Origin of the sequence: Paenibacillus sp. FSL H3-0469 (assembly GCF_038051945.1) — a bacterium.
Lineage (GTDB): Bacteria > Bacillota > Bacilli > Paenibacillales > Paenibacillaceae > Paenibacillus_AQ.
This window is the reverse complement of the sequence record NZ_CP150302.1, coordinates 6,343,663-6,358,156: the sequence shown is the minus strand read 5'-3', so window position 1 is coordinate 6,358,156 and position 14,494 is coordinate 6,343,663. Positions and strand designations below refer to the sequence as shown.

The following is a 14,494-nucleotide window of genomic DNA, read 5'->3' as shown; positions in this document are numbered from 1 at the left end:
CTTCATGCCCGCGAAAGCTTCAAGCAAATCTTTTCTCCAAAAGATCAGATAGGCGTAGTCCGAAATAAAATAGGAAATGAATCCTGTCAGATTTCTCTTTAACACCCCATTGATTCCTATATTATCTAAGAGAGAACAGCAAATGAGGTGACTTATGAGCAAAATTAATTTTACCGAAAGCCTGCTTCGCGTCATTATTTCTCTGATCGGACTTCCATTCACAGGGATTCAGGCCGCTCTGTCCAAATATTTTCTACATAAATATAAGGCTCCAGGAGAAATGATCTCAGCGGGAACACACCTTCTTCATGCAATTGTTACCGGCAATGGCACAAGTAATCTGCCAACGATCCTATTAGAATCAGGAATGGGTGGTTGTGCTCTGGACTGGTCGCTGGTTCAGCCCGCATTAGCCAAACATACCAAGGTCCTCTCCTATGACCGGGCCGGGTTCGGTTGGAGCACTACACCTATCAGTGAGCCGACTTGCGAAGGTTATGTTCGTGATTTGCGGGAATTACTAACGCAGCTTGAATTAGAACCCCCATACATCCTTGTAGGGCACTCCTATGGCGGAATGATCATGCGGCTGTTTGCTTCTAAGTATCCTGAAGAGGTCTCCGGGATTATTCTGGTGGACTCCACACATGAGCAAAGATTCATAGAATCCACTTTTAATCAAATCAGATATGAAGAACGGCTGCGGCATCTGAAAAGACTAAGAATGGGTTATCTTTTATCCCCCATAGGGTTACCCCGTCTATTAAAACAACCTATTGGTGCAAAACGGTTACCTCCACCTGTCCAACAAAAAGTGAGTGCTCTGGGATATCGGAATAATGCGTATAAAGCGGCCTATCTGGAATCTCTCTGCACTATAGAAAGTGCCCTCCAATTAATAGAGTCAGAGCCTTTAGATTCGGAATTACCAGTCACCGTATTATCCGCCGGAAGGCAAAATGAAGATTGGCAACAATCACAGCAGAAGCTCCTCCAGTTAACCGCAAAAACCCGGCAGATCATCGCCACGGATAGCTGGCATTCCATTCAACTGTATAAGCCGCAAGCTGTCGTAGATTCGGTGCTGAGTCTATTAAGAGATAATCACCGCAACCAAACAGACAAGCAGGCGTCTATTTAGTAGGAATATATATCCATTAAGAAAGGTGAGCTATAATGATTGGGAGAATCATTAGAGTTCTGGAGGGAAGCCCCAGACTCGTTATTAGCATTTTTCATCCGGCAATCGGGGGAGATCCGGTGAAGGGTATAGACCTGTACGCACCTTGCCAGGCAGAGGCAGCTAAGCTTTTGACAGAGATGGGCGTTGATCTGGACAACCTGAATATTGCCAGTGTAACCACAGGCGGGGCATTAGCTCCAAAAACAGAAGGGTATCCCGTCATCCTCCTCTCCCCTGGATTCGGGGTTGAACGTGATATGTATCTCGGAGTGATTTCCAAGCTAGCCGCTAAAAACTACGTGGTAGTTACAATTAGCGCTCCGCTTGAGTCCGTGTTCACCGTATTTCCAGACGGCAGTTATCTTAAGCAGGCACCTGAAATGGCGGAGCTGGCGAGCAGTGACTACCCCGGCTGGTCCCGTCTGCTCCACAACCGGATTCAATATATAAACGCAGTTATGGACGTTCTTGAGACGCTTAACCGCTCCGATACTGAGCTTGCCGGGCTGTTCGATCTGGATAAGGTTGCTGTCATGGGACATTCGCTCGGAGGTGCCGCCTCCCTTGAGGCCGCCAAGCAGGATCGCCGGATTAAGGCTGCTGTCCTGCTTGATCCCAGTTTTCACCTCATACGCCGGGAAGACGAACCCTCTTCTGTTCCAGTTCTGCTGCTGCGGCAAGAAGCTTCGGCGTACCGGGAGATGGCAGCATCTATGAATGAGACTATTGCATCCGATTATATCGACGGGCAGCGCTATGCCTTCAACTCTCTGAACAACGCCTATTTCTATCGGGTAAACGGGGCTCAGCACATGTCTTTTTCCGACATTCCGCTCCATTACAGTGATTATCACGCAGTCCCCGTTCATGCTGTTACCGCAGAAGCTGCAACCGCATTCATGGAGGCGGTATTTAATAAGAGGGATCTGCCTCCGAATGCAGCATCACAGCTCAGCGAAACCGTCATTTCCATCAATTCAGAGGGTGATCCTGCAGAAACCTAACATGAATTGATGCCCAAACACCCATTGACCTGGGAGGGCATTTTGTATGAAAATCAGACTTAGCGACTATAATCCAGACTGGGTCAGACTTTATCAGCAGGAGGCTGAGTTTTTAACTACTATTTTCACAGATGAAATTGTACGTTTCGAGCACTTTGGAAGCACCTCCGTACCAGGCCTGAAAGCCAAACCCGTGATAGATATGATGTGTATTGTAAAAGACATAGCCAGAATCGATTCTTACAACGATAAGATGACACTGCTCGGATATGATGCAGCTGGAGATTGGGGGATTCCCGGCAGAAGGCTATTCCGCAAGGGCGGTGAGGCGAGGACGCATCACATTCATTGTTATCAGGCAGACAATCCTCAGATTGACCGGCATCTTATATTTAGAGATTATTTGCGAGCGCATCCGGAAGAAGCGGCAAGATACAGTCAGTTCAAGCAAGAATTAGCGGATCGCTTCGAGGATACCAGCCAGTACGGCCCGGCCAAAAAAGCATTTGTGAGCGCGATGGAACAACAGGCGCTTTCTTGGTTCCAAGCTATGAGGTGAATTCACAGTGAGCCATACGGAGCATTTACGCTTATAAACGGCCACAAAAAGAGGGGGAACTCCAATGAAGACGATCCTATCCATGATGGACCATCTGTACTGGGCGGACGGCCGGATCATGGACGCGCTCGAAGCGAGTCATACGAGGGACGCAGAGCTTCTGAAGCTGGTGCGGCATGTGGCGGTGGCGGAGCAAGTCTGGCTGTCACGCTTGCAGGGCAAGAGCAGCATGCAATATTGGCTATGGGAGGAAGCGGAAGACCTGACAGCGGTCCGGCGGCTGTTCGAAGCGAATGCAGAGCAATACCGCAGCTATGTGCAAGAGCTGGAAGAATCCGCGCTGGACAGGATGGTTGATTATACAACTCAGAGCGGAATTCCGTTCCTGACCTCCGTCCGGGACATCCTGCTGCAGGTGCTTTTACATGGGCAATATCACCGGGGGCAGATCAACCGTGCCCTCCGGATGGAAGGAGCAGAGCCTGCCCCTGTTGATTACATCGCCTTCTCAAGGCTTTAAGCTACAACTGCTGGTGAACAAGGAGCGGATATAAGAAATGGAGATCAGAGCATTACATACGGGTGAACAAGCACCTACCGAATTGCTTTTATTGGCCGACCCTGCACCGAAGCTGGTTGAGGATTATGTAGCAAGAGGGCAATGCTTCGTTGCTGAAAAGGATAACCGTGTAATAGGTGTCTATGTATTGCTGCCTACCCGGCCGGAGACCGCTGAGCTGGTCAATATTGCAGTGAATGAGGCGTTCCAGAGCCAGGGAATCGGGAAGCAGCTGGTGAATCACGCCATTCAGGAAGCCAGACAGCTCGGCTTCAAAACTTTGGAGATCGGCACAGGCAACTCCAGTATCGGCCAGCTTGCACTATATCAGAAATGCGGCTTCCGGATCACCGGGATCGACAAGGATTTTTTCATCAGACATTATAGTGAGCCCATCTATGAGAACGGGATGCAGGTGGTGGATATGATCCGCCTGTCTCAAGATCTGTAAGCCAGTTCAGGACTGCGGAACAGCTTCACGAACGATAGCGCAGCTGCAGAAATTATCGCGGGAGGTAACACATCTTATGCAAGCACAAATATTGCAATTTCTCAATAACACCTATCCTGTTCAACTCTCCAATATGGAGGCCGTTACCAATGAAATGTACCGTTGCCACTCGGAAAAGGGGACCTTCTTCGCCCGAATTACGAATTATAAGACCTATGAAGAACAATTAGCTGAAGTGAACTGGACTACTTATCTGTTCAACCGGGGCGTACGGGTGCCGGAGGTTGTACCTACTGAACAGAATTCGCTTATCAGCACCCTGCTGCTGGATGAAGAATCGAAGTTCGTAATCTTGTTCCGGGCGGCAGCTGGAATCCACCTGCCCCGGGCCAAATGGGACAAAACCATACTCAGAACCCTGGGACAGCAAATAGGCAGAATGCATCAGGTGAGCAAAGAATATCAGCAGTCTGAAGCTGCCCAGCCGATTCCGCATTGGTATGATAACGATGAATATGATTTTCTCAAGTACATTCCTGCCGAAGAGCGGGCCATACGGGATATTGCGAAGGATGTGCTCAAGCAGATCCGAATGCTGCCCAAAGATGAGGCGAACTACGGCTTAATCCACGGTGACCTATGGCTGAACAATACCCTGGTGGACAGTGACTCTGCGCTGACGATGATTGATTTTCAGGATTGCGAACGGCATTATTATGCCTATGATTTAGCTGTGCCCATCTATTCTGCACTGGAGTACTCCTTCGCGGGGGGACAGAACCTCATGGACTATAAGCGTGCGATAACTAAGGCAATCACGGACGGATATAAGGAAGAGCATCCCCTCTCCGCTGAGATGTCCAGAAAACTGCCGCTGTTTATGAGACTGAAAGAGCTGTTTGTGTACAACCTGATGCATATGTATTGGAACTTCGAGGAGCTTAGCGAGGAGCAGGTGCGGATTCTGAATCTGTACAGAAGCAAGATTGAGTTCATGCATACGTGAGGTGAGTGAAGTGTATGATTACATTAGCATCCATTCCATTGATTACGCCACAAGCGTAAAAACAGAAGTGCTGGAGCGGTTTGTCGTGCAGACCCTGGGGTTTGAGCAGACCGGACCGCTGCAATTCTCCAAAGCGCTCTATGGTGCACACGTAGGGCTGAAGGGGATCGCTGCCAACCCGGACGGCAGTTACGCTTACTATACCCTGGAAGGGGTTGAAGAGGTGAACCTGGTCGAGGTCATTCTGCCCACAACTAAGATAGATGCGCCATTGGAGCGTGCGATAACCGGGTTGGTGATGGCCATTGTTGACGAATTCGGCTGGTGCATCGATGAGGACCATGGGTTGGATACTTGATGCAATCAGACCTATTCTATGTGTTTGCATATTGTATGCTGTTTTCCACATACATTCGAGCCATGCTACTGCATGTGAGCACAATGTATGCTGTTTTCCGCATACATTCGGGACATATGCCGGTATGTGAGCACAACGTATGCTGTTTTCCACATACATTCGGCCATACGCCTTCATGCGAGCACAATGTATGCTGTTTTCCACATACAATCGAGCTATGCGGCGCCGCTGTACCAGCCGATTGCATTCGGTTTTACACACACCTTATCGACCGCAGGAGGAAACAATAGTTTCCTATGCAAAAAAAAGCGGCAGCCGAGGACGTTTCGTCCATGGCTGCCGCTTGTTTGTTCCGCTGACTTCTGTCACTTCCCCACTGTCTACTTCAACGCTTCATCAGACCTGCCGCTTCAGCAGTAATGCAGCGCTTCACCCAGCGCGACCAATGCCATCGCCTGGCCGTAGGCCATGGGGGCAATGATAATCCCTTTGTAATCTTCCTTCGCTGCGCCGATGGGAGTCCCGCCGGACACACCGAGCACTGTGCCTTCACCGTCAATTCTGTCCAGGATGGCACGGATTGCCCGCAGAGCAGGTTCGCTGTAGACCTCCGGGAGCAGCCCCCGGCGCACACTGTTCAGAATACCGGCGGCAATCGCAGCCGAACCGGAGGTTTCGGTATAGCTGCCAGAGTCATCCAGCAGGGTATGCCATAATCCGTCCCCGCTCTGACATGCGAGCAAGGCTTCGGCCTGGGCCTGTAGCGTCTGCTGTAGATAGCTGAAGACTCCGTCTGCCAGATAGGGCCGCATCAGCTCCAGATATTCCGGCAGGCCGAGGGCAAACCAGCCGTTGCCGCGGCACCAGAAGGCTTCGCTAAAGTTATGGCGCTCTGCAAAATGCCAGCCGTGGAAGAAGAAGCCGGTTTTTTTGTCATACAAATATTTAATATGCAGCAGCAGCTGATGCAGCGAGGTCTCGCGCCACTCCGGGTTGTCGTACTTCACACCCATTTTGGCAGTGAACAGAATCGCCATGAACAGTGTATCAATCCAGATCTCGTTCTCATGGAGCGAGACCTCATGCTTCTGAGTCCCCGTAGTCACATGCTGATAGCCTTGCTCCAGCGTCCGGGGCAGGCCGTGCATCAGCCATTCTATCCATTCGAGACTCAGCTCCCCGGCCTCCTCCAGCTCCATCAGCGACAGCAGCGGGGCAGTTGTATTAATATTCCGGCTGGGCAGTCCCTTCTCCATCTGCCGGGCCATCCACGGCTTGGTGTATTCCGCATAGCGGCCATCCCCGAAATGCCGGTCAAGCTTTTGCAGGCCATACAGCCCCACACCCTGCGGCCAATCCCACTCTTCCATCCCGAAGTCCCTGGCAAAATACCCCCGGCGCTCCGCATCCTCCCCCAGGTTCTGCAATTCCGCTTCATTATCCGGCCGGCCCAGCTTCAGCAGCTTATTTGTGACCAGGTCCAGCTTCTGCATAACCTCTTCCTTGCTCACACAGCTAACCGGCACCGCTTGCTTCTCTGTTACTTCCAATGTCCATAACCTCCTTCATCTACATGCGTTCCGCGCAGCTTGATTCTGAACGTTCTGATCTCATACGGCTTCACCTGGAAGCTCAGCTCCTCTGCTTCCTGCCAGTCTCCCAGCGGCTCCTCCATCAGGTTGCATTCCTGCCAGGAGGCGATCTCGTAAGCGCTGTCTATAGTAACCTTCGTACGTGAACCTGCATATTCATGCAGACGCAGCACCACATCCTTGCCGTCCTCCGAACGTTTGATAGCATCCACTGTCACATGTGCGCCGTCAACATAGAGCAGCGGGTTCCCTTCCAGCTCACCTGCTACACTGCGCAGCGGATGATTCAGCTCCCATGCTTCCTGGACGACCCTGCCTTCAACGAAATCACCGGTATGCGGATAGAGTGCATACGTAAAGGCATGATGCCCCTGATCCTGCTGCGGATCGGGATGAACCGCCGACTTAAGCAGCGTCAGCCGGAGCACGCTGTCCTTGATGTCATAGCCGTATTTGCAGTCGTTGAGCAGCGCTATCCCATAGCCCTTCTCGCAGATATCCGCCCACTGATGGCCCACCGTTTCGAAGCGGGCGTAATCCCAGCTCGTATTCCAGTGTGTAGGGCGCTTCACATTGCCAAACTGAATATCATAAGTAGCCTCCAGCGCATGAATATCCACCGGGAAGGCCACCTTCAGCAGCTGGTTATGCCCATGCCAGTCCATCTCTGTACGGAAATCAATCCGCACGGTATCGCGGTAGAAGATAATATCCTGGGTGACCGCTGTACGGTGATAGGTCCAGGTCATGCGCAGCACGGCCCGCAGCGGGCCGTTCTCGGTCAGCTCACATCCGGTCAGCTGAGTAATCTCGGTCATCTTTTCCTGGTAGAATATATCGATATCCCACGCTTCAAAATCCAGCGGCTTATCCTCGAACACCTGCAGTACATTCCCGCGCTGCCCGGGAGCCAGCAGCTCGCGGCCGTTCTTCCGGTCGATCATTGAAGTGAAGTGGCCATGCTCATTCCACACCACTTCCACAAGCGGTGTACTCAGCGTGTTGCCGGATACGGCTGCAAGCGGCTGAATCTGCGTCTCCTGGGAGGCCACAGCTGCTTGCCCGTGAACTACCTTCAGCACCGCCGTACCCAGTGCAGGCACAGACGGAACGTAGACCAGCAATTCCCCGTCTGCCGTCCTCTGCTGCCACAGACGGTTCCTGTCAGCATTATGAACACTTACGGAATCTGCGGCATCTATTGGAAGCAGTGCATAACGCGGACGGTTCCAATTCGAGCTGTTCAGCAGAGTGAACGTTTGCAGGTCTGGCTTATTGCTGCTATTAGCATCAGCCACACCGTGGATCAGAGCAAGTGAGCGCGCCTCGCCTTCTGCATATTCAGCATCACTGTCCTCGTAGACCTCAGCAATCGACGAACCGGGGATGATATCATGGAACTGGTTGCGCAGCAGAATCTCCCAGATCCCGGTCAGTTCAGCCGCAGGATAAGCGGTTTCAAGATTCCCCTGTCTTACACCCATCAGCGTATGCAGCCACTCGGCATCGCGCAACAGCAGCTCCAGGCGGCGGTTATATTTCTTGTTGCGGGCTTGCGAGGTATAAGTGCCCCGGTGGCATTCGAAATACAGCTCACCGTTCCAGGTGTGTACGAACGCCTCCGTCTTCCCGATCCGTTCATGCAGTCCGGTGAAATACTCTCCGGCACTGCCCATCTCAATCTTCGGAATGCCCGGAAGCTTGTCGAAGCGCCGGCGAAGCTCCAGCATCTCCCGCGTCGGCCCGCCGCCCCCGTCACCCCAGCCGTATGCGAACATCAGGTGATCGTTGATCTCCTTATCCTGATAGGAATTCCAGATCCCGCGCAGCAGCCCAGCCGTCATCCGTCCGTTATAGGTGTATTCAGCCCCATCCTTCTCGGAGGTCGTGATGAAATGCGTCAGCACCTCTGAGCCGTCCATCCCCCGCCACCAGAAGGTGTCATGCGGCATCCGGTTGAACTGATTCCAGCTGATTTTGGTCGTCATGAACGTGTCAATGCCCGATTTGCGCAAAATCTGCGGCAACGCCCAGCTGTATCCGAAGACATCCGGCAGCCACAGGTATTTGCTCTCTACGCCGAATTGTTCACGGAGATAGCGTTTGCCCAGCATAATCTGGCGGACCAGCGACTCGCCGGACGGGATATTACAATCCGACTCCAGCCACATTGCCCCTTCCGCTTCCCAGCGTCCTTCCTTAACCTTCCCTTTGATCCGCCCGAACAGCTCCGGATAATCCTGCTCCAGATAAGCGTACAACTGAGGCTGCGTCTGCAGGAACTGGTACTCCGGGAACTCCTCCATTAGCCGTAATACAGTGGAGAAGGAACGGGCAGTCTTCTCGCGGGTATGCTTAAGCCGCCACAGCCAGGCAACATCAATATGGGTATGGCCCACAGCGGTAAGCGTTACGTCAAAAGTCTGCGGCATCGCCTCTATCGCCTGATTCAGACTGGCACCAGCCTGGTACAGCGAAGCCGTATGCTCTGGCGAACCCGGCTCCGACCAGTCGATCAGACGGAAGGCCTCATTCAGCGCTCTTAACAGCCACTGCTTCTCCGGCTGGTCTCTGCCGAGGTAACGGAAGGTGTCGAGCGCCGCCTTCGACATGTAGAACAGATCATCAATGCCCTCGTCCAAATAGCCGATAAATGCTTCACTGAGCCGGTGCTCCTGAATTCTGGGCACTCCGCCGCCCTCAAGTCCCGACCACAGCCGGAAGGCCAGCTCTACCGTCTGTCCGCCCCATTCATCACCGAAGATTACCTCCCGATGGTTGTTATCTACGCCCTGATAAGGCGAGCCGTTCACGAACAGCAGCGATTCGAAGCCGGAGTTATTGAAATCCCCTGTTTTGCCAAAATCAAATCTGCCGGCTATTTTGAAGCCTGCCTGACTAGGCGGCAGTACAACCTCCGTGCGCAGCCAGATGTAACGGTCCCGCCCGCGCCAATGCTCCTGAAGCCTGATGATGCCATCAAAGGACACCGACTCCGGGTATACACCGTTAGCCCCTTCCTCATCCTCAGCGAACGCGAACTCTGTAAGCTCCTGGAGCTTAAGATATCTATACTTTTCTACTTCAGCCTGGCGTTTGATCAGCTTTTCTTCTGTGAATAACATCCCTATCACTCCCTGTATCCGCTTTCATATGGTTACTATAGCAAACCTTTCACTCCAAAAACTACCCTACTCTTGCTGCATTCCGCACTATACATTGCATATTTTGCTTTTTCGGGCCTATAATATACAGGTGGAAACGGCTTAGGCTTCTTTAGTAAAAAGGCAACGGTGAGGAGAGAGGCTATGCTTGACAGCGACCTGTTATACGAACAAGGATATAGCATCCGAATCAATACCCCGGCTGATCCGCTCTTTTACTATTTTGACTACGATCAGCGCTCTCACGATATCAATATGGAGTTTCAGCACGATCATGACTTTTATGAGATTCATATTCTGCTGGATTCCAGCGCTACTCATATTATTGAAGGTAATGTACATGCCCTGCAGCAATATGACATTGTTCTGCTTGCCCCGTACCGGCTGCATATGACCCAGTATCCCGCAGGCCCGCCGCATAAGCGGCTGATTATCAACTTCAACCTGCCCAGGAATATGCCCGGATTTGAGACCGCTTACAATGCTATGCTGCAGCCGTTCTCCGAGGAGGTTCCGATCTACCGGTTCACCGGAGGCCCGCGCAGTGCCGTGTTCGAGCCGCTCAATGCTATTTTCAACTGTTCCCGCAGCGCTTCACCGCTGAACCCTGTGCTGATTCACAGTCTGTTCCAGCAGTTCCTATGCAGTCTGTCCCAGCAGAATGACAAGAATGCATACGTGCTGGAGGAGATCGGCAACGCGATGATGCAAAAAATCTATTCAATCACCGCCCATATTCACAGCCATTACGGCAGCGAGCTGTCCCTGGATACAATCTCCAAGGAGTTCTATATTAGCCCTTATTATTTATCGCACCAGTTCAGAACCGTCACCGGCTTTACCCTGACCGAGTACATCCAAATGACCCGCGTCCGCAAAGCCCAGCAGCTCCTGCTCCACACCCGGCACAAGATCTCCGACATCGCCGGACAATGCGGCTTCAACAGCTTCTCCCAGTTCAACCGCATCTTCAATAAGCAGAGCGGCATGTCTCCCTCCGCGTTCCGCAAGGCGCAGGGTTTGTCTGGCGGAGCTTCGTCTTTGAGTTCGTATTAAGAGGAGGAAAATAAAACATGGAAACGGTAAACTCCGGCACAGATAACAGCAGCAATGTCACTTATACAATCAGCACCCAATATGAAACCTATGCAAACTACGCCATTGAAGCCTCGCTTATCACCGATATCGTGAACGGCTTCGCGGACGATCCGGATGATTTCATCGTCATTGATCCCAGTGTGCCGGTAGAGGGAAGTCTTTATATGCAGGCCGCCCCTGTCCGCCATACTCCTCACAGCATCGTCGTTGAATTGCGCCTCGGTTATCCAGACGGGTCCTTCAGGCATTTCTCCCGGCTGATGACGGACCGGGTCAGCGTGATCCGGCTGCTGCTGGATTATTGGGGCATGCAGCAGCTGCCTGATTATTTCACCTGGTCAGATGTGACGGATGAATTAAGCTAGACTGATCCGGGGCCCGGATACACAGCAGAGCAGCGCTTCTCCTGTTACAGGAGAAACGCTGCTCTGTTAGCTTCTTGTTACACCATAAACTGAATGCGGCTGAGCAGAACCTCACCCCGCAACACAAGATACACATCTGTGGTTCCGGCGTCTATGTCCGCTATAGCCGAGTGGCTGTGCCACTGCTGGACGCCGCCGGACGCAACAGCAAGTGTAGCTGCCAGCTTGCCGGACGGGCTGCCGGTCCGGACTTCAACCACGCCTCCCAAGGCGGAAGATACCAACATCTCAATGCCTGTTGCACCCTCTGCAAACCGGACATTATGGAAAGCGATCCATGCCCCGTCCTTCACCGGATGCACCGCAGCGCCGCCAGCCTTGCATTCATCGAGGAAGACGCTATCGTAATCATCGTAATTCTCAGCCTTAACCTGCGAATACAGCTCACGCGGCGGAACGGTCTCGCCATGCACCCTGATGGTGGCGGACAGCCGGATATCTCCTGAGGAACGGCCTGCCATTACCCGGTATTCCCCATCCTCCACACAGTACTGTTCGCGGCTGACGTCCCAGAAGGAGAGCTCAGCGGCGGGTAAGGTGAAGGTGACCGTCTGCTTCTGTCCGGCAGCCAGCCGGATTTTAACAAACCTCTTCAGCTGCTTAAGCGGCCGCTTGATCCGTGTGGACAAGCACTGGACATACAGCTGGACTACCTCGTCACCGTCAACGCTGCCGCTGTTCTCAAGCTCTACGGTCAGACTGATATTACCGTCCTGCTGGACTTCCTCCGCTGCCAGCGACAGCTTATTATAATTCACCTGCGCGTAGCTCAGACCGTGACCGAATGGGTAGAGCGGCTCACCGTCGAAGTACATGTAGGTTCTTTTGCCTTTGATAATATCGTAGTCCATGAATTCCGGCAGTTGGCTGACGCTGCGGTACCAGGTCATATTCAGTTTGCCCGACGGGCTGTAATCCCCGAATAGGACATCTGCAACGGCATGGCCCAGCTCCTGTCCGCTATGCGAAGTGTACAGCACGGCCGGAATATGCTCGTCGATCCAGGTAGAAGAAATCGGGTAGCTGCCGACGATCACCACGACGGTGTTCGGGTTGGCGGCATACACGGCCTTGACCAGATTCTCCTGCTCTGCGGGCAGTACAATATCCGGCCGGTCAATCTCCTCCTTACCGTTCAAGAGCGGATGGTTACCGACGAATACGACGGCAACCTCAGCGGCACGGGCCGCTTCAACGGCTGCTTCTACGCCATTCACTACCAGTTGCTTATGGAAGATCCGTGCTTCGGAGGAGGGCTCCCCTTCCGAGACACGGAGGGTTCCGTCTCCGGCACTGACGGCAACCGGCTGATCATTCCAGGTACGCAAGCTGACACCGCCTTCGCCTTCTTCAACCAGGTTCAGTGATTCCTTCACATACCAGCCATAGATTTCATCCGCGGAAGCAGTCAGTGTACCGGCATCTGTCAGGGTAACATATTGTCCCCGGCTGGCAGATTCAAGGGTATGAGCGGTCCAGCCCCATGCCGTATGGCGGAACAGCTCCCCGCGCTCCGGCAGATCATGCAACACTGCGAGCCGTCCGTCTTCCCCCGTAAACCCCACGGCTTGTCCGCTGGCAGCGGAGGTCAGAATGATCCGGTCATCCCCGCTCTCGAAGGTGACCTGCTTGCCTGTGAGCTTCTTGATGATTCCCTGCAAAGGGGTCACAGCATACGGCAGCGTACCGGAATACCAGTCTCTGAACGCTTCGTCTCCCAGCGGGCCGATTACAGCCACCTTGGAGAGCGCGGCTGCATTCAGCGGAAGGGCTGCGTTGTCATTCTTCAGCAGCACAATGGATTCCTTCGCGGCTTCGAGTGACAACTCGCCATGCGCTTTGCTGAGAATCGCCGAGTCGTCTATCTTCGTGTACGGATTTCCTTCCTCCGGGTCGAACTCACCGAGCCGGAAGCGGATACGGAAGGTGTTCGCCAGTGCGCGGTCCAGATCTGCCTCAGTCAGCAGCCCTTCACGGATCGCATCGTGAATAACCTTAATGGTCTCCTCCGTCTCTTCGGTCACACTGTCAATGCCATTCTTAATAGATTCCGCCATAGACTGGGCGAAGGACTCATAATACTTATGGTCCTTCACAATGCCGAACAGGTCTCCGGCATCGCTGACAATGAAGCCGTCCATCTCCCATTCGCCCTTCACAATCTCCATCACCGCCGGATGGAGGATAACCGGCACACCGTTCACGGAATTGTAGGCGGTCATCATGGATTGTGCACCGCCTTCCTTGAAGGCAGGCTTGAAGGCTTCGAGGTAATATTCGCGCATATTGCGCGGGTCAATGCTGGACGAAGCCACGCCCCGGTCAATCTCATTATTGTTGCCGAGGAAATGCTTCAGGGTCGCTACCGCTTTCAGATACACCGGATGATCCCCCTGAATTCCCTGGACAAGCGCTGTACTCAGCCGGCCTGTCAGCTCAGGGTCTTCCCCGTAGGCCTCCTCTGTTCTCCCCCAGCGCGGGTCCCGTTCCATATCTACTGTCGGTGCCCACAGAGTCAAGCCGTTAATAGTGGGATTCTTGCGGTAAAAGGCTCTGGCCTCATCCCCGATTGCCGAACCGATTTCTTGCAGCAGCGCCGGGTTCCAGGTACAGGCGAGCCCGCTTGGCTGCGGGAACGAGGTGGCTTTGCCCAGCCAGGAAATCCCGTGCGCACCCTCCGTCCCATGCTTGTAACCGCCTACACCCAGCCGTTCAATGGCTGCCTGATATTGCGGCATCAGACTGACCTTCTCTGCAAGCGTCAGCCGGGAGAGCAGATCCTGAACACGTTCATCTAATGGCAATTCAATTTGTCTAAAAGGATACGCAGCAGCGTCCATATGTAATCTCTCCTTTATTCTTCATGATAACGGTTTCATCTCCAGCCAAGCCCAGCGTCCTCTTGCCTCCGCACAGTCCGGCTGTCCTATCCTCTCCATCTTAGAATATCTTCCCTGACAATAACACCAGCACAATTGGCCCAAAAACCAGTTCATTATTAGGGATTCCGTATTGGTTAGATGCTAATCAGACACATCCTATGCTATTGACGTTATACTATAATTAAACCAAAGATAAGACTACAAGCGATGCGG

At 52.9% G+C, this 14,494-nt stretch carries 12 protein-coding genes; 9 read left to right on the top strand and 3 right to left on the bottom strand.

Annotation, left to right across the window (positions count from 1 at the left end):
* Positions 1-154: 154 nt before the first annotated feature.
* The 7 genes from NSS83_RS27845 (at position 155) to NSS83_RS27815 (ending at position 5,120) form a co-directional block, all read left to right on the top strand.
* A complete protein-coding gene (locus tag NSS83_RS27845; RefSeq protein WP_341346934.1) occupies positions 155-1,141 on the top strand; it encodes an alpha/beta hydrolase in 987 nt (328 codons plus the stop codon).
* A 35-nt stretch (positions 1,142-1,176) separates the two neighbouring features.
* Entirely contained in the window at positions 1,177-2,187 is a 1,011-nt protein-coding gene (locus tag NSS83_RS27840) for an alpha/beta fold hydrolase (protein ID WP_341346933.1), read from the top strand.
* Between the two features lie 46 nt (positions 2,188-2,233).
* Positions 2,234-2,746, top strand: coding sequence for a GrpB family protein (locus NSS83_RS27835; protein ID WP_341346932.1), 513 nt, complete (start codon positions 2,234-2,236; stop codon positions 2,744-2,746).
* A gap of 64 nt (positions 2,747-2,810) precedes the next feature.
* Positions 2,811-3,266 (top strand): DinB family protein, encoded by a 456-nt coding sequence (locus NSS83_RS27830; RefSeq protein WP_341346931.1) that lies wholly within the window; start codon positions 2,811-2,813, stop codon positions 3,264-3,266.
* A gap of 37 nt (positions 3,267-3,303) precedes the next feature.
* On the top strand, positions 3,304-3,756 hold the full coding sequence (locus tag NSS83_RS27825; RefSeq protein WP_341187615.1) for a GNAT family N-acetyltransferase: 453 nt from the start codon (positions 3,304-3,306) through the stop codon (positions 3,754-3,756).
* A 76-nt stretch (positions 3,757-3,832) separates the two neighbouring features.
* Positions 3,833-4,762 carry a phosphotransferase gene (locus NSS83_RS27820; protein WP_341346930.1) on the top strand — a complete coding sequence of 310 codons (930 nt, stop codon included), beginning with the start codon at positions 3,833-3,835 and terminating at the stop codon, positions 4,760-4,762.
* Positions 4,763-4,772: 10 nt separating this feature from the next.
* Complete coding sequence (locus NSS83_RS27815; protein ID WP_341346929.1) at positions 4,773-5,120, top strand: hypothetical protein; 348 nt, start codon at positions 4,773-4,775, stop codon at positions 5,118-5,120.
* Positions 5,121-5,530: 410 nt separating this feature from the next.
* On the opposite strand, the gene NSS83_RS27810 is transcribed toward NSS83_RS27815, so the two are convergent.
* Together NSS83_RS27810 and NSS83_RS27805 are read right to left on the bottom strand one after the other, a co-directional pair.
* Entirely contained in the window at positions 5,531-6,670 is a 1,140-nt protein-coding gene (locus tag NSS83_RS27810; RefSeq protein WP_341346928.1) for a glycoside hydrolase family 88 protein, read from the bottom strand.
* Positions 6,661-9,837, bottom strand: coding sequence for an alpha-mannosidase (locus NSS83_RS27805; RefSeq protein ID WP_341187611.1), 3,177 nt, complete (start codon positions 9,835-9,837; stop codon positions 6,661-6,663). The genes NSS83_RS27810 and NSS83_RS27805 overlap by 10 nt, the downstream gene beginning before the upstream one ends.
* 183 nt (positions 9,838-10,020) lie before the next feature.
* On the opposite strand from NSS83_RS27805, the gene NSS83_RS27800 reads away from it, so the two are divergent.
* Together NSS83_RS27800 and NSS83_RS27795 are read left to right on the top strand one after the other, a co-directional pair.
* Positions 10,021-10,932, top strand: coding sequence for an AraC family transcriptional regulator (locus NSS83_RS27800; protein ID WP_341187610.1), 912 nt, complete (start codon positions 10,021-10,023; stop codon positions 10,930-10,932).
* 17 nt (positions 10,933-10,949) lie between these two features.
* Positions 10,950-11,339, top strand: a complete 390-nt coding sequence (locus NSS83_RS27795) for a hypothetical protein (protein ID WP_341187609.1) — start codon at positions 10,950-10,952, stop codon at positions 11,337-11,339.
* 77 nt (positions 11,340-11,416) lie between these two features.
* Here NSS83_RS27795 and NSS83_RS27790 read toward each other — a convergent pair whose 3' ends face one another.
* Positions 11,417-14,239 (bottom strand): glycoside hydrolase family 3 C-terminal domain-containing protein, encoded by a 2,823-nt coding sequence (locus tag NSS83_RS27790; RefSeq protein ID WP_341187608.1) that lies wholly within the window; start codon positions 14,237-14,239, stop codon positions 11,417-11,419.
* Between the last annotated feature and the right edge of the window lie 255 nt (positions 14,240-14,494).